Origin of the sequence: Orrella marina (genome assembly GCF_003058465.1) — a bacterium.
In the GTDB taxonomy this organism is placed as follows: Bacteria; Pseudomonadota; Gammaproteobacteria; order Burkholderiales; family Burkholderiaceae_B; genus Algicoccus; species Algicoccus marinus.
On record NZ_CP028901.1, the window covers coordinates 2,922,097 to 2,945,365 of the forward strand.

The window sequence follows — 23,269 nt, forward strand, 5'->3', positions numbered from 1 at the left end:
GTTTTGAGTCCCGCCCGAGTGACGACTGATCCGCCTCAGAGCACAGACTAGATCATCAGTGCGTCCTGTTGACACCCATTGTTAGTGAATTCTGAGCGATCTGGCGCCATCAATGAACAAGAAAAAAACCCAGACAGAAGCTGCCTGGGGCCGAACCTGAAACACCTGACCCACCTGCAGGTGGGCTTCTGATTTTTATCGAATCAGAGCTTGAAGTACTTCTTGCGGGCTTCGATAAAGTTGATGTCCGTTCCCTCGGTCTTGATTCTGACAATGTTGAGGGCCTTGGTGAAACTATCCAGTGTCTTCTTGGTCAGCGCATCACCCTTGTCACCGATCTCGCGCAACACTTCCACGGATGCCTCTGCACCGGCCTTCAGAATGCTGTCGGGGAACTGGGGAATTGCAGTCACGCCATGCTGCTTGACCAGCACTTCCAGCGCACGCGGGTCATTGGCGGCAAAGTCAGATGCCACCTGGTCATACTCAGCCTGGCAGACATCGCGCACGAGCGCCTGAAGATCCTTGGGCAGTTCCTGGAACTTCTTCTTGTTGACAACACACTCGGTCGCCAAGCCTGGCTCCACAAAGCTGGTGGTGTAGTAAATCTTGCAGACTTTGTAAAAGCCCAGGGCCAGATCGTTATAGGGCCCCACGAATTCGGCGGCATCCAGCGTTCCTGACTGCAACGCCTGAAAAATCTCGCCAGCAGCCATGTTGGTGACCGATGCACCGAGCTTGGACCAGACCTGACCACCAAGGCCTGGCGTACGGAAACGCATGCCCTTGATATCGTCAAGACTCGTAATTTCTTTCTTGAACCAGCCACCAGCCTGCGTGCCCGTATCACCCGACAGAAAGCCCTGGAGTCCAAACTGGTCGTACACCTCGTCCCAAACCTCTTGTCCACCCAGATAGCGCACCCATGCAGCGAGTTCACGGCTGGTCATACCATATGGCACCCCCGTAAAGAATGACAGTGCAGGGCTCTTGTTCTGCCAGTAATAGGCTGCACCGTGCGACATCTCGGCACCGCCATCAATCACAGCGTCGATCGACTGAAGAGGTGGGACCAGTTCACCTGCGGAATACACCTGCACAGTCAGACGCCCACCGGAAGCCTGCGTGATGCGATCACCTAGACGCTGGGCTCCGACACCAAGACCCGGGAAATTCTTAGGCCAGGTCGTGACCATCCGCCACGTAATCTTGTTCTGGGAGAGTGCGGGAGTCGCAACAGTTGCCAGGCCAGCTACACCGGCTCCAGCCACACCTTTACGGATAAAGGAACGCCTATTCATTTGGGAGTCTCCATCTGGGATTAATGCAACGAAACTTGAAGATTATATGCAGCCACCCAATCGGTCACCTCAAGACAAACCCTTATAGAGGCTCTCCCGTATAGGTTTCTCGTGTCGTTCTAACGGGAGATTTCGCGGCTCAAAGCCTGGGCCTGACACGTTGCCGCACCAACGATCCGGGTCTCGCCGCCACGCCCGTCCAGATGGTGCGCGCAGGTCGGCCGAGCAGTGCCTGGGACAGAAAACGACCGCGTACCGCCCGACTCTGCTGTCATGGTCATGTCATGAACACTCCACATAATGCGCTCTGAACTGACCGGGTCACTGTGCCGGTCCCGATCCTGTTTTTTCAACGGAGCAACAAGATGCGTGTTGTATCAAAGGTCGTGCTTGGCCTCATTTCCGCGGCGGTTTCCTTCAGCGCAGTTGCAATGGATCCGCGATTCAAAGACAGCGATGGTGATCTGGTAGCAGACACCCCCACCAATTCCGCCGACTGGATTGATCCACCTGTGCTGGTGTTTGCGTACACACCGGTTGAAGATCCGGCCGTCTACGCCAAGGTATGGGAAGAGTTCGTTGACCATCTGGCAACCATGACGGGCAAGAAGGTCCAGTTCTTCCCGGTGCAAAGCAACGCAGCCCAGCTTGAGGCGATGCGTGCAGGCCGCCTGCATGTGGCCGGATTCAACACGGGATCGAATCCGATCGCTGTGAACTGTGCAGGATTTGTGCCCTTTGCCATGATGGCCTCAAAAGACAATGCGTTTGGCTACGAAATGGAGATCATCACCTTCCCGGGCAGTGGCATCTCCAAGGTCGAAGACATCAAGGGCAAGAAGATGGCTTTCACATCTGAAACCTCGAACTCGGGTTTCAAGGCTCCTTCTGCGCTGCTTAAAGACAAGTTCAAGATGGAAGCTGGCAAAGATTTCGAAGCGGTATTCTCCGGCAAGCACGACAATTCCATTCTGGGCGTTGCCAACCAGGACTACCCGGCTGCCGCCATCGCCAACTCGGTCAAACAGCGTATGATCGCGCGCGATGCGGTCAAACCAGAGCAAATCGAGGTGATCTACAAGTCCGAAACATTTCCGACAACCGGATACGGCCATGTCTACAACCTCAAGCCTGAGTTAGCGCAGAAGGTCAAGGATGCTTTCTTCAGCTTCGACTGGGAAGGGACGGGATTGCAGAATGAGTTCACCAAGTCGCAACCGCCGCAAGAGAAGTTCATGCCCATCACGTACAAGGAACACTGGTCAGTCGTGCGCGATATCGACCGTGCGATGGGCGTAACCTACGCCTGCAAGTAACCCTGCAAGTATCTGGTCGCTCAGGAGTCGAACGTGCTGGAAATCAAAGGGCTGCTGAAGTCCTACGCCACTGGTGACAAGGCCCTTCACGGAGTTGATCTCAACCTGGCATCAGGAGAGGTCATTGGCCTGATCGGCCCATCAGGCGCTGGAAAGTCAACACTGATCCGGTGCATCAATCGGCTGGTTGAACCGACCTCTGGCACTATCACAATCGGCAATCAGCAAGGAACGGCGCTCGGACAGCGTTCGCTGCGCCTCTGGCGCCGGCGCATCGGCATGATCTTTCAGGAGTTCGCGCTGGTCGAGCGACTGACGGTCATGGAGAATGTCTTGTCCGGTCGACTCGGCCATACCGGGTTCTGGGCGAGCTGGTTTCGGCGTTTCGATTCTGCCGACATCGCCAGAGCATACGATCTGCTGGAGCGAGTCGGACTCTCTGGCATGGAGAACAAGCGTGCCGATACCTTATCGGGTGGTCAACGGCAACGGGTCGGGATCGCCAGAGCACTGATTCAGGCCCCAGACCTTCTGCTGGTAGACGAACCGACTGCAAGTCTGGACCCCAAGACCTCGCGTCAGATCATGCGCCTGATTGTCGATCTCTGCCAGGAGCAAGGACTGGCAGCCATCATCAATATTCACGATGTGGTCCTGGCAACCGAGTTTCTACCCAGAATCGTTGGCCTCAAGAAAGGTCAGATCGTGTTTGACGGCCCTGCGTCCCAAGTGAACGAGTCGGTACTGGGCATGATTTATGGCCAGGAAGACTGGTCCGCACTGACCCGACGCCTCGATCAACAACGCGAGCACGCGACCAGAGAGGAAATCGTGGTGCCGGAACTTTCAGCATGAGTGCCCACCCCGCCCGGGCATACCCAATCACCTGGCGCAAGCCAGCGTGGATTGCGTCACCTGTTCTACGCTGGAGCCTGATTCTGGGCGCTTTGCTCTACCTGTTTCTCGGGCTGTCTTCGCTGGAAGTGAACTGGACCCGGATTGCGCAAGGCTGGGAGCGTGGCTGGCGATTCATCAGCGCTTTTGGTTCGCCTGATTTCACGTCCCGCTGGAGCGACATCCGCACAGGGTTTATCGAAAGCCTCACCATGACGGTCACTGCAACGGTCACTGGCGTGATGCTATCCATTCCGTTCGCTGTGGGTGCAGCGCGCAATCTGGCCAATCGCTGGGTTTACCTGTTTTGCAGAGGCTTCATCGCGTTGTCGAGGACTTTGAACGAGATCATTGTGGCCATTCTGCTGGTGGCGATGTTCGGGCTTGGACCGTTTGCCGGGTATCTGACGCTGACATTTGCAACGATCGGATTCATGGCCAAGCTACTCGCCGAGGATATCGAAGAGATCGACACCAGCCAGCTCGAGGCATTACGTTCCACAGGGGCCAGCTTCATGCAATGGCTGGACTTTGCGGTGCTGTCTCAGGTAAAGCCCCGACTGGTCGGCCTATCACTCTACCGTCTGGACATCAATTTTCGTGAGTCGTCCGTCATCGGGATCGTTGGTGCGGGCGGCGTGGGGGCAACCTTGAACACGGCAATGGATCGCTATGAATACGATTCGGCGGCTGCCATTCTCCTGATCATCATCGCAATCGTGTTTGCAACTGAGTACGTCTCAAGTCTGATCCGAAAGCGGCTACAGTGAGTCCCGCCATGACCTCCGAACTGAACAGCGCTCATCAGACAGTCTGGCGCTATCGCACCACCCGACAAGAGTGGACCCGGTATGCACTCTGGTTCGCAGGCACCTTGCTGTTTGTCTGGTGCTTCCAGGTGATGACCGCCCAGACGATCTGGGCGTTTGTGAGTGACGCGCCGCGGCAGGCGGTGGATATCTCATCACGCATGATGCCACCTGACTGGGCGTCGACCAGTGACCTGCTCTGGCCGCTTTGGGAAACACTCAATATTGCGACCCTGGGCACACTGCTTGGCGTCGTCATCGCCACACCAGTCGCATTTCTAGCCGCAAGGAACACGACCCCCAGTCAGTGGCTCACCCGACCGGCAGCACTACTGATCACAGTCGCTTCACGTTCAATCAACTCGCTCATCTGGGCGCTGCTCCTCGTAGCCATCATGGGGCCTGGTCCACTCGCCGGCATATTTGCCATTGCATTACGGTCAATCGGATTTATCGGCAAGCTTCTCTACGAGGCAATTGAAGAAGTTCACGACGCGCCCATTCAAGCCATACGCAGCACGGGCGCAGGATCGGCCCAGACATTAGTGTGGGCGATCACGCCACAAGTGGCACCCACGCTCGCTGGTATCACAGTGTTTCGCTGGGATATCAACATCCGGGAGTCTGCAGTACTCGGTCTCGTGGGTGCTGGTGGAATCGGCATGAAGCTTGAGTCCGCACTCAACACGCTGGCGTGGCCCAAAGTGTCCATGATTCTGATTGCCATCCTGGCGACCGTAGCAATCAGTGAGTGGATTTCGGCTGTCGTGCGCAAAAAACTCATTTGATCCCCTCAGATCCCCTTGTAAACCCTGACTTTTCAGAAGTGCGACTACGTGCCTAGAATGGTCCGTCCGGCAATGTTCGCGTTGCCGTCCACCCTATTCTAAGAACGGAGACAATATGAAAAAGGTCACTAAGCTCAGCCTGGGCGTCCTCGCTGTTACTGCGGCCCTTGCCGGCGCGCCAGCCAGTGCTCAACAACTCACCATGATGACTGGCCCTCAGGGCGGTGTGTGGGTACCACTCGGCGGTGCGCTCAAAGGCATGTGGGAGAAAGCCATTCCTGGTCTGTCCATCACCTCCAGCCCTGGAGCTGGTATCGCAAACGTACGTGGTGTAGATGAAGGCAAGGCACAGATCGGCTTCTCGAACTCCAGCAGCGCCGTAGACGGCTTGCTCGGTAAGCCGCCCTTCAAGAACAAGACTACTAAAGTCTGTCAGCTTGCAAACCTGTATCCACAATTCTTTCAGGTGGTTGCCCAGAAAGACGCTAACGTGAACTCCTTTGCAGACTTCAAGGGCAAACGTGTCGTCACCCAGCCACGCGGTAACACCGGTGAAGCCCTGACTGCCATGGTGATGGACATCAACGGCATGACCTATGATGACCTGGCCAGAATGAACTTCCAGGCCGGTTACACCGATGCTGTCTCGATGATGAAGGACGGTCACGTCGACATCTTCACCCTTGGCACGGCTGCCCCATCGTCTGCCGTCATGGATCTGGCGAACTCACGTGATGTGGTCATGGTTCCGGCCGACGACAAGACACTGAACGCGATGCGGGAGATCAATCCTGCGTACACCAAGCTGATCATCAAGGCGGGCACCTACCCAGGACAAACCGCAGACGTTCCTGCAATCGGCTACTACACCCACCTGATCGTCGCCTGCGACCTGCCAGAAGACATGGTTTATCAGATGGTCAAGACCATGACCGAGAATATTGATTCCATGGCAGCCGTCAACAAGGGCATGGCCAGCCTGACAGCCAAGGACATGGCTGCAGACATGGGCGTGAAACTTCACCCTGGTGCCGAGAAGTTCTACAAAGAAGTCGGCGCACTTTGATCTGTTGAACTGACAACCAGGATGTGAACATGAGCACTGTTGTTTCGGATGAAAAGAGCGCACTGGATCCAAGCTCGCGCTTCATGAAGTTGCTGGTCACCGTCATCGCAGTATCGATGTCGCTGTACCACATGTATGTTGCGGGTTTCGGGCCACCTGAGGCGATCATCTTCCGGGGCACTCACCTCATGTTCGCACTTGCCCTGGTCTTTCTGCTATTTCCCACCAAGGGCGGTAACAGCCGGGCATGGCGTTCCTACGACATGCTGCTGCTGGCACTGGGCCTTGGTGGGGTTTTACATATCTTCGTCAATTACGAAGCTTTTACATACCGAATCATCTACATCGATGACCTCACCACAGGCGACAAATTCTGGGGGGTCATCATGGTGTTTATTGTCCTCGAGGCAACACGACGCATCATCGGCTGGGCCCTACCGATCACGGCCATGGTGTTCGTCGGGTACGCAGCCATCTTCACGCAAGTCAAGCTCCCTGTCCTGCTCGAACAGCTTTACCTTTCCACCGAAGGCATTTTCGGGTCCACGCTCGGGGTATCAGCCGCCTACGTGATGCTCTTCGTGATCTTTGGCGCGTTCATGGAAAAAAGCGGCACTGGACGCCTTTTCATGGATTTTTCCATGTCTTTGACCGGCAAAAGTGCCGGTGGACCTGGCAAGGTTGCCATCGTCAGTTCATCCATGTTTGGTACGGTCTCCGGTAGTGCTGTCGCCAACGTCATGGTGACCGGCCCCATCACGATTCCACTCATGAAGCGCACTGGCTTTCGGGCCCCGTTTGCGGCTGCAGTGGAATCAGTTGCGTCCACTGGTGGCCAGATCATGCCGCCCGTCATGGGGGCTGTCGCGTTTGTGATGGCAGAGTTTCTGGCGGTGCCGTATCTCCAGATCACCATCTGGGCGATTGTGCCCGCCGCGTTGTATTACCTTTCAGTATTCTTTGCCGTGCACTTTGAAGCCAAGCGCTATCGGCTTGCCGGGATCCCTGAGGAGGAGCTGCCCAAGCTGTGGCAGGTCATGATGGTCCGAGGTCAGCTATTTATACCGATGTTCGTCATCCTGATTGGTCTGGTTCTCGGATATTCGGCACCAATGTGCGCACTCGTTGCCGCGATCGCCTGCCTTCCCGTTGCGATGCTGAAAAAAGCCACTCGTAAGGATCTGACCTGGCGCACCCCCATCCAGGCGCTTGAAGAAGGCGCTCGTGGCGCCCTGTCTGTCGCCATGGCCTGTGCCTGTGCTGGCCTTGTGATCGGCTCCATCACCATCACCGGTCTGGGCATCGTGTTCACGCAAATCGTGATTGAACTGGCCAACAACCACGTGCTTCTGGCATTGATTGTGACGGCGCTGGCCGGCATTATCCTGGGCATGGGCATGCCGACCACACCCGCTTACATCGTGATGGTCGCCTTGCTGGTACCTGCTCTGATCAAGATGGGCATTGTGGCGCCAGCCGCTCACCTGTTTGCCTTGTACTTTGCGATCCTGTCGGCTATTACTCCACCCGTTGCCCTGTCTGTCTTTGCTGCAGCGGGCATTGCCAACGCCAACATGTGGAGTGCCGGGCTGGCTGCAGTACGTGCGGCGGCGCCTGCCTACATCGTTCCGTTCATGTTCGTCTACGAACCGGCTCTGCTGTTCATCCTGGATGAGGACCAGAGTTGGTATCACGCCGTGTGGCCGATTGCAACCGCCTGTATCGGGGTCATCGCGCTGGCAGGCGGTCTGTTTGGCTGGATGATCGGCCATGCAAACATGGTCCAGCGTGTGTTGCTGGTCGTGGGAGCATTGAGTCTGATCAAGCCCGGGGGCCTGACTGATCTGATCGGATTTGGCATACTAGCGGCTGCTTTAGTCTGGCAGTCACTGGAGCGGCGTAAAGCACCGCTTCCACAAACATCCTGAGACTGCCGTCTTCACCGGTTTTGTCATGCCAACGATCACCAACATAGAAGATCTGCGCGTACTCGCTCAAAAACGGGTACCGCGCATGTTTTACGACTACGCCGATTCGGGCTCATGGACCGAGTCGACCTACCAGAACAATGAAAGCGACTTCCAGAAGATCAAGCTTCGTCAGCGGATTCTGGTGAACATGGAGAATCGCAGTACACAGACCACCATGATCGGGCAGCAGGTTGCCATGCCAGTAGCCATTGCGCCGACAGGACTGACCGGGATGCAGCATGCCGATGGCGAGATTCTGGCTGCCCGCGCGGCCAAGGAGTTTGGCATCCCCTTCACGCTGTCGACCATGAGTATCTGCTCGATTGAAGACGTATCGGAGCAGACAGGACGACATCCGTTCTGGTTTCAGCTCTATGTCATGAAAGACCGGGATTTCATTGAAAGACTCATCGAACGAGCCAAGACAGCCGGGTGTTCCGCACTGGTGCTCACGCTGGACCTGCAGATTCTCGGTCAACGTCACAAAGATATTCGTAACGGCCTGAGCGCACCACCTAAACTGACTCTCAAGAATATTCTGAACATCGCGACAAAACCTCGCTGGGCCATGGGCATGCTGGGAACGTCCAGAAGACAGTTCGGAAACATCGTCGGCCACGTCAAGGGAGTGACCGACATGAGCAGGCTCAGCGAATGGACCGCATCTCAGTTTGACCCACGCCTGAACTGGCAGGACGTGGAATGGATCAAGAAACTCTGGGGTGGCAAACTGATCCTGAAGGGCATCATGGATGTGGAGGATGCCCGTCTTGCAGTGGAGACCGGGGCTGACGCCATCATCGTCAGCAACCACGGTGGACGTCAACTCGACGGCGCAGACTCGAGTATCAATGCATTGCCAGCAATTGTCGATGCGGTCGGCAACCGTATCGAAGTCCATATGGATGGCGGAGTACGTAGCGGGCAGGATGTCCTGAAGGCCCGCGCACTTGGCGCCCAGGGGTGCTACATTGGCAGGGCCTTTTTATATGGCCTTGGTGCGATGGGACAGGAGGGTGTCAGCAAAACGCTCGAGATCATTCACAAAGAACTGGATCTCACCATGGCGTTTTGTGGGCATACCAACATCGAAACCGTCGACAAGCGTATCCTGTTGCCTGGCACCTTTCCCACACCCTGACCAATCGCGGGGTCTTCGTTGATCGCACGTCGTTACTCCATCACTCTGGGGCTGATCGCCCTTGCAATCCTTGCATTTTTTGTATGGCGAATCTGGCAGGTACCTGCTGTCGAGGTTGAGCGCGTCGAGCGCGCTCTACTGGTCCAGAACGTTGTGGCAGCTGGCAGGGTGATTGCGACATCACGGGCTCAGGTCGGCGTGGAAATCACTGGGACTGTCGCTGAACGGTTCGTCAAGGAGGGCGATCCTGTCAAGCAAGGTGACCTGCTTCTTACGCTGCGTGCAGATGAACTTAAAGCACGTCTGGCCGAGGCCCAGGCGTCACTGGACAACCTGCGCAACAGTCGCAGACCTCAAGCGATGTCAGCCCTTGAACAAAGCAGACTGGAGCTTGAGCAGGCTCAGCGTGAGGCACAGCGTCGTCTGGATCTCGTTAAAACACGTTCGATCGCGACCGAACTATATGAAAAAGCGGCCCAGGCTGAAGCCGCAGCGAGAGCAAAAGCCGAACAGGCAGGTATCGTCGCTGATGCACTCGCCCCGGGCGCGAGCGAAGAGCGGATCCTGCTGGAGAGGGTGCGTGCTGCCGAGGCTGCGCTAAACAAAACCGAACTCAGGGCGCAGTTTGACGGACTGGTTCTGACACGAGAAGTTGAGCCCGGTGATCAGGTGCAACCCGGACGGGTACTGTTCGAGATTGCCAGAACAGACGACGCTGAAGTCCTTGTGCCCGTCGACGAACGAAATCTTGGCCTGCTGGCCGTTGGACAAAAGGCCACCTGTATTGCGGACGCATTCCCGACCGAGCGCTTTGCCGCCCGTGTCAAATCGATTGCTCCAGCCATTGATCCTCAACGTGGCACGGTCGACGTACGGCTATCAATTGATCAACTTGCGGATTACCTGCGCGAAGACATGACCGTTACAGCCACGATCACAACGGCCGAAGTGCCCAATGCAACGCTGGTTCCGAATGACGCCTTGCGAGATGTTCATGGTAACAGCGCCAACGTACTGGTCCTGCAGCTCAACAAAGCTGTTCAGCGACCGGTCAAGCTCGGACTTCGTGGATTGACTCAGTCCCAGGTTCTGGATGGGCTTCAGGCCGGGGAAACCGTCATCACATCCAGTCTGGTCAAGGCAGGTGACCGCGTACGCGCCAACTATGTGGATTGAGTTCACGATTGCTCTCAAGTTTCTACGACAGGGGCTGGCCCAGACCATCCTGATCCTGCTCGGAATCGGTGTGGGTGTATCTGTCATTGTCTTCATCATCACGCTCGTGACCGGTCTGCAGCACAACCTGATCGACCGCACCCTGGGCACGCAAGCGCACGTGCGAGTAGAACCCAGGCCTGATGCCAATCTGCCGGCAATCAGCATGGATGATTCCACGGTTCACTTTCTGCTTGAAGATGCCCGTGCGCAGCGGTTGCGCTCAATCAATAACTGGCAGCAGGTTCTGACATCACTTGAGTCCTTGCCCGACATCACAGCAGCATCACCGGTTGTCTCGGGCCCCGCATTCGCCAGACGTGCTGACGCAGTCAAGGCGATCTCGCTAGTGGGTGTCATCCCCGAACGTTACGAGCGGATCATCAAGATCAGTGACAGCATGGTTACCGGACGATTCGATGTCGCGCCTGGCAACGCGGTCATCGGCTCCAAGCTCGCGCAGGACCTGGGACTGAAGGTCGGCAACAAACTGCGTATTGAGGCAAGTGGTGACCGCAACGCCGTACTGACTATCACAGGCGTCTTCGATCTTGGTGTACGTGAGCTTGACTCTCGCTTCGTGTATCTCGACCTGAAACAGGCTCAGGCCTTGCTCGACCTGTACGGTGCTGCCACTGTCATTGATCTGACCGTAACCGACATTTTCGATGCCAGCCGTGTTTCCGAGAACATTGCACGGCTGACTGGATTGAAGTCAGAGAGCTGGATGCAGATCAATAGCCAACTCATGAATGCACTGCAATCGCAGAGTCTGTCGACCAACCTGATCAGCTTTTTTGTGGGGTCTCGGTGGCATTCGGGATCGCCAGCGTCCTGGCGATCAGCGTGACTCAACGCACGCGGGAGATCGGTATTCTTCGTGCGATGGGCGCACGCCGCATTCAGATGTTGCGGGTGTTTCTGATTCAAGGTGCCATACTCGGACTTTTCGGCTCGATGGCGGGCTCTGCAGCCGGATGGAGCATGGTCTGGTCTTTCAACCGGTTCGGCCCCAAACTGTTCGACATCGAACCGTCGGTTGCGATCCTTCCAGTGACCGTCGCATTCGCCACTCTGACTGGCGTGCTGGCTGCCATTGCGCCAGCGTGGCGAGCCGCAAAGCTTGATCCTGTGACGGCCATTCGTTATGTATGAACTCACCACTGACTCCCCGCCTCTCGCTCACAGCGTTCTGAGACTCGATGCACTACGAAAGTCATACAACCTCGATCTGCCGACCGAAGTTGAAGTGTTGCACGGCATCAACTTCGAGGTGCATAGCAGTGAGTTTGCTGCCTTGATCGGTCCGTCCGGATCGGGCAAAAGTACGCTACTGAACATCATAGGACTGCTGGATCAGCCCACTTCCGGGGAGTTATACCTGCTTGACCGACCTACCCGTGAGCTCGACGATGAACGTCGCACCGCCCTCAGGCGAGAAAGCATCGGCTTCGTCTTTCAGTTTCACCATCTGATTGAAGCGTTTACGGCACTGGAGAACATTCTGATGCCCTTGATGGTCAGACACGGCAAGCCCGGGCAGGAACAAAAGGAATGGGCTTTGCACCTGCTGGAGTCGGTTGGGCTCAAAGGGTCTCACGGGAAGAAACCCAGCGAGCTCTCAGGCGGTCAACAGCAGCGGGTCGCAATTGCGAGAGCGCTTGCGACCCGCCCGGCTCTGCTGCTGGCCGACGAACCGACAGGCAATCTGGACACCCAGACTGCAGCGAGCATCTTTGAGATGCTCAGACGCTTTCACAAAGATTTTTCATGTGCGGTGCTGATCGTGACCCATGACCCACGCCTGTCTGAAACATGTGACAGGACGATCACCCTGGTCGATGGGCACATCATCAAGGATCATCGGCACGCCCAGGCACCACAACCTTCGCGTGTGGACTCGGAAACCTGAGGTTGTAGATCCATTCGCGCCAGATGGCGACAACCAGTGCCATGAGCACGGGCCCGACGAACAACCCGACAAACCCCATGGTCTGAACGCCCCCCACCAGCCCGAAGAATGTGGGCAGGAAAGGCAACTTGACTGGCCCCCCGACGAGTCTGGGACGCAGCGTCTTGTCGACGACGAACAGCTCAATCGTCCCCCATAGAAAAAGCGCCACCCCTGCGATTGGGCTACCTGATCCAGCGAGATAGAGCGACACTAGCGTGAAACTCAACGGAGCACCGCCCGGAATCATCGCCATGAAACCGGTGATGACCCCTAGCAGTACCGGATTGGGGACACTTGCAACCCAGTATGCAATGCCCAGAACCACGCCTTCACCGATTGCAATCAGCCCCATGCCTGTCACGGTTGCGGTCACAGTCGAAGGGACGACCCGGGAAAACTGCTGCCAACGCCGCGGCAAGATACGCTCACCCACCAGATCAAGCTGTACAGACAGAATACGTCCATCCTTATAAACAAAGAACAGCGTCATCAACATGAACAGGATCGAAAGCGAGATGTGAAACACGTTGCCAGTGGCTGAAATCACCATCCTGTACATATCACCGATGTGCTGACCGCTGACCAGTTCAATCCACTTGCCAAGCGCATGGGGTTCACCCAGAAAACGGCTCCAGTACTCACCCACGGTCGGGCCCACACCAGGCAGTGCGATCACCCACTCGGGAACAGCCATACCATTGCGGTTGGCCATCAGAAGCCATCGGACCAGCACACCTGCCTCTGAAATCGCGTAAGAGAGCGCGATCGACAGGGGAATAATAAGAACAGTCAACACGATTAGCAGTGCGATCGTGGCCGCTAGCGTTGTGCTGCCCCTGACAAGCTGGACAAGCCTCTCGTATGCTGGCCAGCTGGCAAAACCGATGATCAGTGCCGCAAGTACCGGAACCAGGAACCCTGAAAAGAAATACGCAGCGGCTGCCAGAACCAGCAGGAGCAGAATCCGCACCAGTAGCGGTGCTGACAGCACGCTTTCCATCAATCGATCACCCGGACCGGCTCACCCTTCTTCCAGGCAGCAATCGCCTGAACTACATTGGGATAGTAGGCCGCGAAGTTCTCCGGGTTGGCATATCCCAGGTGCGGCGTGAGCAACGCATTGGGTACGCGCCGCCATGGATCGTCCGCAGGCAGGGGCTCGACATCGAACACATCCAGTCCAACGCCAGCAATCTTGCTGGACTCCAGCGCCGAACGCAGCGCGTTCTGATCAATCAGCCCGGCGCGTGAGGTGTTGACAAGACATGCTGTTGGCTTCATGAGTCCGATCGAGTGTGCATCGACAATGCCTTGGGTCGATGCGCTCAGAACCAGGTTGATAGTGATGAAGTCCGAACCAGAAAACAACTCGTCCTTTTCGACCCGCCGCACACCCGCCGCGCTGGCTCGTTCTTCGGTCAGATTGGGACTCCAGGCCACCACGTCCATGTCAAATGCCTTGCCATAGCGAGCCATCAACTGGCCCAGCTTGCCCAGGCCAACAACACCCAGTCGCTTGCTGGACAGAACCGGTGTCATCGCTGTCTGCCAGTGCCCTTCACGCATATTCTGGGCTTCCTGAGGAATGCGATTGGCCAGCGCCATGAGCAACGCCCATCCAAGTTCTGCTGTCCCCTTGCCGCCATCATCAGAGCCAGGTGCACCACAGACCATGATCCCTCGCTCCTTGCAGGCCTGCATATCGATCGAGGCATTACGCAATCCCGTCGTGACAATGAGTTTGAGCTCAGGCAACTGCCCGAGCAGCTCTGCTGACAGGCGACTTCGCTCGCGCATCGCAACAATTACGTCAAATCCGGCCAGAGACTTCACCAGACTGGCCGGTTCGATGTAGTCATGGAAGAACTTCACGTCTGCTTTCAATGAAGCCCAGTCTGCCAGGCCCTGCGCAACTTTGAGGTAGTCATCCAGCACTGCGATTTTCATGTTGCCCCCTGATTGTTGGTAGTTCGTCTAAAAATACGCTGGATCAGTTGGTCTCCACTGTCCCCAGCTTGCCAAGCAACTGCTCCTTGGACATGGCACCTGGCACTCGCGAGCCATCCTCAAAAAAAACAGCAGGCGTACCCTGAACCATCAGCTGTCTTCCCGCATTCAGCATTTCCGTGATCGGCGCATCGCATTCGGATCTGGATGGGACTTTGCCGTTGAGCATCCAGTCATCCCAGGCCTTTCCGGAATCCTCTGCACACCAGACATCACGAACTTTCTGCGTGGAATCAGCTGACAAAATGGGGAACAGGAAGGTGTAGATAGTCAGATCGTCAATGCCTTGCATTGTTTTGCGCAACTGTTTGCAATAGCCGCAGTTCGGATCCTCAAAAATCGCGATCCGGCGACTGCCATCACCACGCACCTGCTTGATAGCCAGATCAAATGGCAACGCATCAAAATCCACCTTGGCCAGCTCGTCCAGTCTTGCCTGGGTCATATCCGTCCGGGTTCTGGCGTCGATAATATGCCCGTCCATGACGTACTGAACCATCTCATCGGTGTACAGCAGACTGTTTCCGAGCTGAACCTCAAAAATCCCGAATGGCAACTGACGCACGCTACTGATGGGCATGTTGCCAAACCTCTCCTTGAATCGCTCTAGCACGGCCGCTTCACTCGCGGCGACTGCCGGCTCTTTGCCTGGAGTGATTTCCTTCGCAGGCGTGTCACCCGCGCTTTGTGCCAAGGCAGTTGTTGCAAAGGCCGCTGACACAGCGCACACCATCAATACTTTTCTAAACACGCAAATTCTCCAAATATGTTTCGTCAGGCCTGCCGACTGAGCCTTGTCGCTGCCTCGACCAGCACCCGTTTCGCTGGTGGCAGACGATCAAGCAGGCTCATGCCGGCGTTTCGCACCCACACCGCGCCCGGCAAATCCAGATCAAACAGACGTTTCAGACCATCGGTTACCAGGCGCATTTCCAGCAACTCCTGTGCCCGGGCCCTGCGATAACGGCGCAAAAGGGTTTGATCGCCCATCGCCAGGAAAGGTTCACGCTCGACCATGATCCGGGCAAGATCCCTGGCATCAGCCAGTCCCAGGTTCAGTCCCTGACCGGCAAGCGGATGTACCCGGTGGGCAGCATCGCCCACCAGCGCCACACGCTGACCGATCATGTCCGACTGCGCCAGTAGCAGATCGAACCCTCGAATGGGTGTATGCAGTCGCAACTTGCCCAGCCGCCCTCTGGAGAGTTTACCCAGACGCTCGGCCAGCATGTTCTGTTGTGACTCGATCGGCATGTCGAGAAGAGGCCGGGCCAGCTCTTTGCGAATTGACCAGACCATCGAAACCTGATGACCTCTGGACGTGTCAGGCAACGGCAGCAAAGCCAGAATTCCCTTATCCTGAAACCACTGAAATGCTACTCCTTGATGCGGGCGCTCACACGTCAGATGCCCTACCACTCCCATCGAGTCATAGTCACGGACATCAAACCGGATACCTGACCGGGCTCTCAAGGTTGATTCGGTGCCATCAGCAGCCACCCAAAGAGATGCTTTGAGTGATTGCCCAGAGGCGGTCACACCGGTTTCCTCCCGGAAATCGGTCAGTGTGTCCTGTATCCACTGAACACCGTAGACCCTTAATGCCTGGGCCAGCACATGCTCGATCTGGGCCGACTCCACGATCCATGTCAAATCGTTCTGCGCCGCCTGCCACGCCCGGAGATAGATGGCGCCAAACGCATCACCGCGAACCTCCATGGCCTGCACTCGCGTAACCCGATTCTCGGGCAGCAGCGCCCAGACACCCAGGGTCTGGAGATACGCCTGGCTAGCCGCTGAGATGGCATATACCCTCAGATGGTAATCATCCGGTCCGAGTTCGGCCACTCTTGGAGGCGGACCCAGCAGCACGACATCGCGCACCCCTCTTCTGGCAAAATCCAGGGCAAGTGCCATGCCGACAATACCGGCGCCGCAAACGACAACTGACTGTGTTTTCATCGAGCTGATGGCACTCCTGCAGACTTGGGCCACAGCAGCCACATCTGGCCGCGCTGTTTCATGCGCCCGGCCAGCGCGCCAGCATCCTTGCCCGAACCCCAGTAAAAATCGGCCCTGGCGGCGCCTTTGATTGCCGCGCCTGTGTCCTGCGCAAACACCATCCTGTTCAGTGGCTGGCTAGATGCCGGCATGGTCGTGGTGAGATACACGGGTGTACCCAGCGGGACAAATGTCGGATCTACCGCGATCGAGCGACGCGCACCAAGATGGATCGAATAAGCACCCTTGGGTCCTTGAAGCTCGTCATTGATCGGCTCCTCCCGGAAGAAAACCACAGCAGGGTTGGCGTTCAGCATTTCCTGAACACGATCAGGATTTTTCTTCGCCCAGGCCCGTATGTTCTGCATCGAAGCTTGCGAGAGGGGAATTTCACCCTGATTGGCAAGCCAACGCCCGATCGATACATAAGGGTGCCCGTTGTGGTTGGCATAGGCCAGACGGATCGTTTTGCCTGCATCTGGACCGTCTGCCAGGTAGACACGACCTGAACCCTGGACTTGCAGGAAAAAGTTGTCGACCGGATCATCAATCCAGACGATTGCCGGTGGCTGCTTGTCAGAGCGTGCGATCTCGGCCCTGCTGTCGTAGGGTACAACCCGGTTACCGTCAAGCTTGGCGCGCACGCGCTTGCCAGCCAGGTCCGGGTACAGATCACCGAGCTCGACATTAAGCAGATCATCCGGCACCGCATACAGTGGCCACTGATATGCGCCACCACGGCGCCTGGAACCCTGAACCACGGGTTCGTAATACCCTGTCACCATTCCGTCGGCCAGTTTGCGGTCAGTTGTTTCGAGCTGCCAGGGATTCAGGTAAGACTGCAGAAACTTGCGAATTGCAGCCGAGTCATCTGAATCGGGTGCCGTGGCCGGATCAAGAGCAGCTGAACATACCCCGTGCCAGGCTCTTGGAGCCGCACGCGCAGGCGTGCTCAAGTTGCCACTGACGGGCCGCATCAGTCCAGTACAGTTGCGCACAAAGTTGGCCCAGTAGTCCGTCAGGTCATCACTCTGCCACCCCGGCAGCGAACCCCACGCGACTTCTACATAACGCCCAGCCAAAGGCCGAGGCCTGGTTTCTGGCAAACTTGAAAGTGGCGGAACCGTAAACGCATCCACCGAAACAACCTCGTCAACCGGCCTGTCCCCTGGAGCCGAACACCCTGCCATCACAGCGGCCAAAGCACTCAGGACCAGCACTGACCTCAAACGCATACCCATCTCCGACTACTCCTGAAATTCAATGCAACGTGCGAGGCATGGCTAGCACAAACTCTTCAATGGGCACGGCAAAGGGCTCACCATCTTCACCGACAGCAAGATAACTGCCACGCATGGAACCAACCGGCGTATGAAGTGGACAACCGCTGGTGTACTCGAAATGCTCGCCAGGACCAAGTAACGGTTGCTGTCCCACGACCCCGAGCCCCTTCACATCCTGTCTCTGGTTGTTGCCATCAACAATGATCCAGTGTCTGGCGATCACCTGCGCGGGACGCTCTCCAGTATTGGTGATCCGGACGCGATAGGCAAAGACATACGTCTGTTTACCTGGGTCAGATTGCTCCGGAACGTACTCTGACTCAACTTCTACTTTCAGTTCAAAAGGCTTCACGTATTTACCCCAAGCCGCTGATTCAAATCGCTGCAGCCCCATCTGGTCGCCGCAGCCTGCGATAATGACGTTTTACCGTAACCGATCGTTCGCCATCATGCCAGATTTCTCCCCACTTGCACCAGCCAAGCTGGCTCCCAGCATTTTATCTGCTGACTTTGCCCGACTGGGCGAGGAAGTGACACAGGTCCTGAAGGACGGAGCCGACTGGATTCATTTCGATGTGATGGACAATCACTACGTTCCAAACCTCACCATCGGCCCGCTGGTCTGCGAGGCCATCCGTCCGCTCACTGATGCAGTCATCGACGTGCACCTCATGGTCGAACCCGTTGACAGCCTGGTTCCCCTGTTCGCCAAAGCAGGGGCCAACGTCATGACATTTCACCCGGAAGCATCTCGCCATCCCGACCGTACGCTTGCCATGATCCGCGACCACGGGTGCAAGGCTGGACTGGTGCTGAATCCGGCGACTTCGGTTCACTGGCTTGACCATCTCATGGACAAGGTGGATATGGTGTTGCTCATGTCAGTCAATCCGGGATTCGGGGGCCAGTCCTTCATTGAAAGCACACTGGACAAAGTTCGGCTGGTCAGACAGCGAGTCGACGAGCACATGGCCAAAGGAGGCACGTTGATCGACATCGAGGTCGATGGTGGCATCAAAATCGACAACATCGGCAAGATCAGGCGGGCGGGTGCCACGGCGTTCGTTGCCGGTTCGGCCATCTTCGGACAACCCGACTATGCAGGCGTTATCTCGCGGATGCGACAGGAAATCGAGAAGGCCGACCGTGCAGGAGAACAGGCGTGAATCAGCAATTGAAAGCGACTTGCGCACCAGAAAATGCACTCCAGGCGGTATTGCTGGATCTGGATGGCACGCTGCTCGACACGTTACCGGATCTGGCAGCAGCTGCGAACGCCATGCGTCGGGAGCTGGGCATGCCAGAGCTGGCATATGAGCTGATTGGAACGTTCATCGGTAAAGGCGTGGACAACCTGGTCAGACGTACGCTGTCAGGGCAACTGACCACCGAAGCCATTCCAGAAGACGACTTCAATCGGGCAAGATCGGTGTTTTATCGTCACTACACCGAGCTGAACGGACAGGCCTGCACCTTCTATCCTGGTGTTCTGGAAGGGATCAAGGCGTTTGCCGGCATGGGGATCCGGCTCGGCGTGGTGACAAACAAACCGACCGTGTTCACACTGCCTCTGCTTGAACGCACGGGTCTGGCCGAACACATGTCAGTGGTTGTATGCGGCGACACTTGCGAGCGACGCAAACCGGACCCGGACCAGTTTCTTCTGGCCTGCAACAAGTTGTCAGCGGCGCCCGCAGCAACACTCGCGATCGGAGACTCCATCAACGATGCCCTGGCCGCCAGGGCAGCCGGTTGCACGGTTCTCGCTGTGCCCTATGGATACAACGAGGGCGAACCTGTCGGGAATCTGCCCGTCGATGGTATAGTTGAAAGCATCATGGAAGCGTCAGTCTGGGCTTCAAATCGTTTCACCGGGCGCTTTACCGCATCAGGTACGACTGGCTAACGCTCCGGACAAGCTTCCTGAACTGGCTTCTGAGAATCGAATGATCGTACACCCTCTGACTGTTGTGACTCTGCAAAGCGCCTGGTGGCGCTGGTGGCGTTCGTCTAACGGGTAGGGTTCATCTGTTCGGTGGCTGCGAGAAACAACACGGGTCATGAAAAACGAGTTGTTCAGGAACAGTCAGCAAAGTTGTCAGACAAGCCCGCCCTTTCCTGGCCGGGCTTTTTTTGTGGGACAAACCCGGCATCCGACTGAATCTATCTTCTACGACGCATCATGACTGAAATCGAATTCAACGCGCTGGCCGCCGAAGGCTACAACCGGATTCCGCTGATCAGCGAAACATATGCTGATCTCGACACACCGCTTGCGATCTACCTGAAGCTGGCCCATGCCACCCCGCAAGCCGGGAAATACACTTGTTTGCTCGAGTCAGTCGTCGGCGGGGAGCGGTTTGGCCGCTACTCCTTCATTGGGCTGCCGGCACGCACCATCATTCGGGCACATGGCACCAACACAGAAGTCATCACCGATGACAAAGTGGTTGAGACGCATGAAGGCGATCCGCTGGAATTCATTTCAAGCTATCAGGAACGCTTCAAAGTCGCACTACGACCCGGTATGCCGCGATTTGCTGGTGGCCTCGCAGGCTACTTCGGTTACGACACCGTGCGTCACATCGAATCGCGCCTGGGTCCTGCGGTCAAGCCCTTCCCGCAAGGCATGGGAGAAGGCACACCGGACATTCTCTTGTTACAAGTCGATGAACTGGTGATCGTCGACAACGTGGCAGGCCGTATCTACCTGCTGGTGTACGCCAACCCGTCACAGCCCGAAGCCTACAGCAAAGCCAGAGCCCGTCTGCAGGAACTTCGCATCAAATTGCGCAAACCAGTAGATACGCCCTACAGCCATGCAAGCGCACCGACCCAGGAGATTCGCAGTTTCAAGAAAGATGACTACCTGGCGGCGGTTCGCAAAGCCAAGGCCTATATCGAGGCAGGCGACCTGATGCAGGTTCAGGTGGGGCAGGTAATCGTCAAACCCTATAGCGACTCACCTTTGTCGCTTTACCGCGCCCTGCGCTCTCTGAACCCGTCGCCCTACATGTACTTCTGGAACTTCGGGGATTTTCAGGTGGTCGGTGCATCTCCAGAAATCCTGGTCCGGCAGGAAATCATCAGCGGTAGCGATCCGAAAGATCCGGAAACGGAAGTCACCATACGTCCGCTGGCCGGGACCCGCAAACGTGGTGGCACGCCTGAAGAGGATGCAGCCCTCGCAGCTGAACTTCAGGCCGACCCCAAAGAGCGCGCAGAACATGTCATGCTGATCGATCTGGCCAGAAATGATGTGGGACGTGTTGCCAAGATCGGAACGGTCAAAGTCACCGATACCATGGTCATCGAGCGATACTCGCATGTCATGCATCTGGTCTCGAACGTCACGGGTACGCTCGCGGCAGGCATGAAGAACATGGATGTACTCAGAGCGACCTTCCCCGCCGGCACTCTGACTGGCGCCCCAAAGGTCAGGGCCATGGAGATCATTGATGAGCTGGAACCGGTCAAACGCGGTATTTACGGCGGTGCAGCGGGATACCTGAGTTACGGTGGCGAAATGGATGTTGCCATCGCGATTCGTACCGGCATCATCAAAGATGGAATGCTTTACGTACAGGCCGCGGCCGGTATCGTGGCGGACTCGGATCCAGAGAAAGAGTGGCTCGAAACCGAAGTCAAGGCACGGGCAGTCCTGCGGGCAGCAGAGCAGGTACAGAACGGTCTGGATTCGCCAGTCTGAGTCTCACATCAGCACAAGGTCGGTCGCTGACCCGTTGAGGGCGCCTGGTCCGCGCTCTCAACGACAGGCTGTCCAACGACCAGATCATGATCCTGACCAGGATGGCAGGATCCACTTCGCGTAATCGCTCAAACCCCTGGGCACTCTTGTCTGTGCCGTAGGCAACTGGCTGATGAAGCAACTGCGTAACCAGCGCAGAATCAATAGCCGGGACGCGTCAAAATCATAAAGATAGCAACCCAGCGTATCAAGCACTTCCGTCTCCAGAAGATTGACGCCCAGCACATACGTCCCGCCCCGACCCTCTCTCGCATCATCCAGGTCTTGCTGGTGTTGACAAACACGTCAGAGTTCCCTGCAAGCATCTTTTTCAGCATTGCGCGGGGAAGGATGCGAGCTGTGCAAACTCCGGGTACTTAGCAACGTCCCGGGGCATCCACTCCAGATCAGCCGACAGACAAAGTACCTGAGTCGCTCAGGCACTGCGGGAAGCACACCTCCTCCCAGACAAGCCATACCGATCGACCTGATAACGGTTGAAAATGCCGTCAGCTGTCACTCCCCATCATTTATTCAACAGCCTTGGCAGGAGTAAGGCTTATTGTCCAGCCTGACCTGTCTGAAGGTATTTTTCTCCGATCAGACGCCAGGTCATGGCCGGACCATCGGCAAGCGCCTGTTCTGGTGCCATGAAAAAGTGCCCGATCAATCCTTTCTGAAAGATGCGCTGAGTAGGCCGTCCTCCCGTCGCCATCGTCGACCATCCTTCAGGACGACTGAAAAACGTCAATGCGGGTCGCATCACACCCTCGATGCCTGGTCCGAAGAACAGTGCAATATCGGCTGCTGACTTGAGGTCGACGTCTGCCGTCGCGACCGCACAGTAGCTGATAGTCAACCCACCGGGGCGATCAACAATCTGATAGCCAGACAACATTCGACCCCCATCATCCTGGCCAATGTTGTGTTTGAATTCACCGGCGAGTTGCTTGCGAGTGTCGTAGGGCCAGGTTTGCTCGTGATAGGCCAGCAATCGCATGCAGGCATTTCGCAATGCCTGCTGCGCACTGGATTCCCAGACCTGCAGCGGCACATTTGGCAGTGCTGTGCGCAACAGATACAAGTCCTGTGCATAGGCAGCGACGAATGCGTCTTGTGGGCCCATATCCGCAATCCGGCTCAAAACGGTCGGATCGACATTCCAGTGCACCAATTGTTCAATCATTAATGCAATGCTTTCCCGGTTCCCGCCCAACACCTCCTCGACTCCATGTCTGGCCACCAGATCGCCTAACGAGTCGGGTGTGAAGAAAGGTGCATGAAAGCCCAGTGTGGCCCCTGGTTCGATCGTTCTGTCGATATACGCGCCAGTCGGACGCCAGGACGAGTAGCCTGACCCGCCAAGAAACGCGAACGCACATGCAGAAAAACACCCGGAACCGTTAGTTACCCAGGACGCAATGGCATTCTTACGCAGAAAATGGGCAATATCCAGTCCCTCCACGTAGTTGCCGCCCCCACTGTCAAGCGTGAGGACTGCGCAGTTGGCGCCAGTATCCGGCAATATTTTGGGATCACAATCCACATGCTGCCGGACAGCCGCAGCCAGACGCTTCAGATCCCCTGGAACGACCTCCCCTTCGTAATGCAGGTGCGGGACAGGTTTGGCATCGGAGAACCGCATCGATTTAAGCGTGATTGTGGCCGCCTGGGCCGCCTGCATCAGTCCTGATGTCGCAATGGCCAGAGTGCCGAACACCCAGGGTCTAAGCATTGAAATATTCATGAACAGTCTCATCCAGTCACAGAACAGGC

Annotated in this window: 23 protein-coding genes; 14 read left to right on the forward strand and 9 right to left on the reverse strand. The window is 56.6% G+C overall.

Going from position 1 to position 23,269, the window contains the following annotated elements:
* Positions 1-203: 203 nt before the first annotated feature.
* Positions 204-1,301, reverse strand: a complete 1,098-nt coding sequence (locus DBV39_RS13245; protein WP_108621933.1) for a TRAP transporter substrate-binding protein — start codon at positions 1,299-1,301, stop codon at positions 204-206.
* A 119-nt stretch (positions 1,302-1,420) separates the two neighbouring features.
* Positions 1,421-1,582, reverse strand: a complete 162-nt coding sequence (locus DBV39_RS19540) for a hypothetical protein (RefSeq protein ID WP_159078952.1) — start codon at positions 1,580-1,582, stop codon at positions 1,421-1,423.
* Between the two features lie 84 nt (positions 1,583-1,666).
* On the opposite strand from DBV39_RS19540, the gene phnD reads away from it, so the two are divergent.
* The 11 genes from phnD (at position 1,667) to DBV39_RS13295 (ending at position 12,412) form a co-directional block, all read left to right on the forward strand.
* The gene (phnD, locus tag DBV39_RS13250) at positions 1,667-2,617 is read left to right on the forward strand and encodes a phosphate/phosphite/phosphonate ABC transporter substrate-binding protein (RefSeq protein ID WP_108621934.1); all 951 of its coding nucleotides are present in this window, start codon (positions 1,667-1,669) and stop codon (positions 2,615-2,617) included.
* Between the two features lie 33 nt (positions 2,618-2,650).
* Positions 2,651-3,472: a phosphonate ABC transporter ATP-binding protein gene (phnC, locus tag DBV39_RS13255; protein ID WP_108621935.1), complete on the forward strand. Its 822-nt coding sequence runs from the start codon at positions 2,651-2,653 to the stop codon at positions 3,470-3,472.
* Positions 3,469-4,281, forward strand: a complete 813-nt coding sequence (gene phnE, locus DBV39_RS13260; protein ID WP_108621936.1) for a phosphonate ABC transporter, permease protein PhnE — start codon at positions 3,469-3,471, stop codon at positions 4,279-4,281. The genes phnC and phnE (DBV39_RS13260) overlap by 4 nt, the downstream gene beginning before the upstream one ends.
* 8 nt (positions 4,282-4,289) lie before the next feature.
* Positions 4,290-5,108: a phosphonate ABC transporter, permease protein PhnE gene (gene phnE / locus DBV39_RS13265; RefSeq protein WP_108621937.1), complete on the forward strand. Its 819-nt coding sequence runs from the start codon at positions 4,290-4,292 to the stop codon at positions 5,106-5,108.
* A gap of 115 nt (positions 5,109-5,223) precedes the next feature.
* Positions 5,224-6,174 (forward strand): TAXI family TRAP transporter solute-binding subunit, encoded by a 951-nt coding sequence (locus DBV39_RS13270; protein ID WP_108621938.1) that lies wholly within the window; start codon positions 5,224-5,226, stop codon positions 6,172-6,174.
* A 29-nt stretch (positions 6,175-6,203) separates the two neighbouring features.
* Complete coding sequence (locus DBV39_RS13275) at positions 6,204-8,102, forward strand: TRAP transporter permease (RefSeq protein ID WP_108621939.1); 1,899 nt, start codon at positions 6,204-6,206, stop codon at positions 8,100-8,102.
* 25 nt (positions 8,103-8,127) lie between these two features.
* Positions 8,128-9,285: an alpha-hydroxy acid oxidase gene (locus tag DBV39_RS13280; RefSeq protein WP_108621940.1), complete on the forward strand. Its 1,158-nt coding sequence runs from the start codon at positions 8,128-8,130 to the stop codon at positions 9,283-9,285.
* An 18-nt stretch (positions 9,286-9,303) separates the two neighbouring features.
* Positions 9,304-10,461: an efflux RND transporter periplasmic adaptor subunit gene (locus tag DBV39_RS13285; RefSeq protein WP_159078953.1), complete on the forward strand. Its 1,158-nt coding sequence runs from the start codon at positions 9,304-9,306 to the stop codon at positions 10,459-10,461.
* Complete coding sequence (locus DBV39_RS13290; protein ID WP_227870625.1) at positions 10,451-11,350, forward strand: ABC transporter permease; 900 nt, start codon at positions 10,451-10,453, stop codon at positions 11,348-11,350. Before DBV39_RS13285 ends, DBV39_RS13290 begins: the two co-directional genes overlap by 11 nt.
* Positions 11,347-11,655: an ABC transporter permease gene (locus tag DBV39_RS20035; RefSeq protein ID WP_227870626.1), complete on the forward strand. Its 309-nt coding sequence runs from the start codon at positions 11,347-11,349 to the stop codon at positions 11,653-11,655. Before DBV39_RS13290 ends, DBV39_RS20035 begins: the two co-directional genes overlap by 4 nt.
* Positions 11,648-12,412, forward strand: coding sequence for an ABC transporter ATP-binding protein (locus DBV39_RS13295; protein ID WP_108621942.1), 765 nt, complete (start codon positions 11,648-11,650; stop codon positions 12,410-12,412). The genes DBV39_RS20035 and DBV39_RS13295 overlap by 8 nt, the downstream gene beginning before the upstream one ends.
* On the opposite strand, the gene DBV39_RS13300 is transcribed toward DBV39_RS13295, so the two are convergent.
* The 6 genes from DBV39_RS13300 to apaG are packed head-to-tail and all read right to left on the reverse strand — an operon-like array spanning position 12,354 to position 18,097.
* The gene (locus DBV39_RS13300) at positions 12,354-13,454 is read right to left on the reverse strand and encodes an AI-2E family transporter (protein ID WP_108621943.1); all 1,101 of its coding nucleotides are present in this window, start codon (positions 13,452-13,454) and stop codon (positions 12,354-12,356) included. The two genes, DBV39_RS13295 and DBV39_RS13300, sit on opposite strands and share 59 nt — an antisense overlap.
* The gene (locus DBV39_RS13305) at positions 13,454-14,401 is read right to left on the reverse strand and encodes a D-2-hydroxyacid dehydrogenase family protein (protein ID WP_108621944.1); all 948 of its coding nucleotides are present in this window, start codon (positions 14,399-14,401) and stop codon (positions 13,454-13,456) included. The genes DBV39_RS13300 and DBV39_RS13305 overlap by 1 nt, the downstream gene beginning before the upstream one ends.
* A gap of 43 nt (positions 14,402-14,444) precedes the next feature.
* Complete coding sequence (locus DBV39_RS13310) at positions 14,445-15,194, reverse strand: DsbC family protein (protein WP_108621945.1); 750 nt, start codon at positions 15,192-15,194, stop codon at positions 14,445-14,447.
* 41 nt (positions 15,195-15,235) lie between these two features.
* Positions 15,236-16,423 carry an FAD-dependent monooxygenase gene (locus DBV39_RS13315; RefSeq protein WP_108621946.1) on the reverse strand — a complete coding sequence of 396 codons (1,188 nt, stop codon included), beginning with the start codon at positions 16,421-16,423 and terminating at the stop codon, positions 15,236-15,238.
* Positions 16,420-17,691 carry a murein transglycosylase A gene (gene mltA / locus DBV39_RS13320; protein ID WP_108623272.1) on the reverse strand — a complete coding sequence of 424 codons (1,272 nt, stop codon included), beginning with the start codon at positions 17,689-17,691 and terminating at the stop codon, positions 16,420-16,422. Before mltA ends, DBV39_RS13315 begins: the two co-directional genes overlap by 4 nt.
* 31 nt (positions 17,692-17,722) lie before the next feature.
* Positions 17,723-18,097, reverse strand: coding sequence for a Co2+/Mg2+ efflux protein ApaG (apaG, locus tag DBV39_RS13325; protein ID WP_108623273.1), 375 nt, complete (start codon positions 18,095-18,097; stop codon positions 17,723-17,725).
* A 97-nt stretch (positions 18,098-18,194) separates the two neighbouring features.
* Between apaG and rpe the strand changes: the two genes are divergently transcribed.
* The 3 genes from rpe to trpE all read left to right on the forward strand — a co-directional run bounded on the left by rpe (position 18,195) and on the right by trpE (position 21,454).
* Positions 18,195-18,911, forward strand: coding sequence for a ribulose-phosphate 3-epimerase (gene rpe, locus DBV39_RS13330; RefSeq protein ID WP_108623274.1), 717 nt, complete (start codon positions 18,195-18,197; stop codon positions 18,909-18,911).
* Entirely contained in the window at positions 18,908-19,651 is a 744-nt protein-coding gene (locus tag DBV39_RS13335) for a phosphoglycolate phosphatase (RefSeq protein ID WP_227870628.1), read from the forward strand. The genes rpe and DBV39_RS13335 overlap by 4 nt, the downstream gene beginning before the upstream one ends.
* 276 nt (positions 19,652-19,927) lie before the next feature.
* Complete coding sequence (gene trpE / locus DBV39_RS13340; protein ID WP_108621947.1) at positions 19,928-21,454, forward strand: anthranilate synthase component I; 1,527 nt, start codon at positions 19,928-19,930, stop codon at positions 21,452-21,454.
* 598 nt (positions 21,455-22,052) lie between these two features.
* Here the strand turns inward: trpE and DBV39_RS13345 are convergent.
* A complete protein-coding gene (locus tag DBV39_RS13345) occupies positions 22,053-23,240 on the reverse strand; it encodes a hypothetical protein (RefSeq protein WP_159078954.1) in 1,188 nt (395 codons plus the stop codon).
* Positions 23,241-23,269: the final 29 nt, after the last annotated feature.

Coding starts and splice junctions, on each gene's coding strand:
- DBV39_RS13245 (WP_108621933.1), bottom strand. CDS start 1,301: ATGAATAGGCGTTCCTTTATCCGTAAAGGTGTGGCTGGAGCCGGTGTA.
- DBV39_RS19540 (WP_159078952.1), bottom strand. CDS start 1,582: ATGACCATGACAGCAGAGTCGGGCGGTACGCGGTCGTTTTCTGTCCCA.
- phnD (WP_108621934.1), top strand. CDS start 1,667: ATGCGTGTTGTATCAAAGGTCGTGCTTGGCCTCATTTCCGCGGCGGTT.
- phnE (WP_108621936.1), top strand. CDS start 3,469: ATGAGTGCCCACCCCGCCCGGGCATACCCAATCACCTGGCGCAAGCCA.
- phnE (WP_108621937.1), top strand. CDS start 4,290: ATGACCTCCGAACTGAACAGCGCTCATCAGACAGTCTGGCGCTATCGC.
- DBV39_RS13270 (WP_108621938.1), top strand. CDS start 5,224: ATGAAAAAGGTCACTAAGCTCAGCCTGGGCGTCCTCGCTGTTACTGCG.
- DBV39_RS13275 (WP_108621939.1), top strand. CDS start 6,204: ATGAGCACTGTTGTTTCGGATGAAAAGAGCGCACTGGATCCAAGCTCG.
- DBV39_RS13280 (WP_108621940.1), top strand. CDS start 8,128: ATGCCAACGATCACCAACATAGAAGATCTGCGCGTACTCGCTCAAAAA.
- DBV39_RS13290 (WP_227870625.1), top strand. CDS start 10,451: ATGTGGATTGAGTTCACGATTGCTCTCAAGTTTCTACGACAGGGGCTG.
- DBV39_RS13295 (WP_108621942.1), top strand. CDS start 11,648: ATGTATGAACTCACCACTGACTCCCCGCCTCTCGCTCACAGCGTTCTG.
- DBV39_RS13300 (WP_108621943.1), bottom strand. CDS start 13,454: ATGGAAAGCGTGCTGTCAGCACCGCTACTGGTGCGGATTCTGCTCCTG.
- DBV39_RS13305 (WP_108621944.1), bottom strand. CDS start 14,401: ATGAAAATCGCAGTGCTGGATGACTACCTCAAAGTTGCGCAGGGCCTG.
- DBV39_RS13310 (WP_108621945.1), bottom strand. CDS start 15,194: ATGGTGTGCGCTGTGTCAGCGGCCTTTGCAACAACTGCCTTGGCACAA.
- DBV39_RS13315 (WP_108621946.1), bottom strand. CDS start 16,423: ATGAAAACACAGTCAGTTGTCGTTTGCGGCGCCGGTATTGTCGGCATG.
- rpe (WP_108623274.1), top strand. CDS start 18,195: ATGCCAGATTTCTCCCCACTTGCACCAGCCAAGCTGGCTCCCAGCATT.
- trpE (WP_108621947.1), top strand. CDS start 19,928: ATGACTGAAATCGAATTCAACGCGCTGGCCGCCGAAGGCTACAACCGG.
- DBV39_RS13345 (WP_159078954.1), bottom strand. CDS start 23,240: ATGAATATTTCAATGCTTAGACCCTGGGTGTTCGGCACTCTGGCCATT.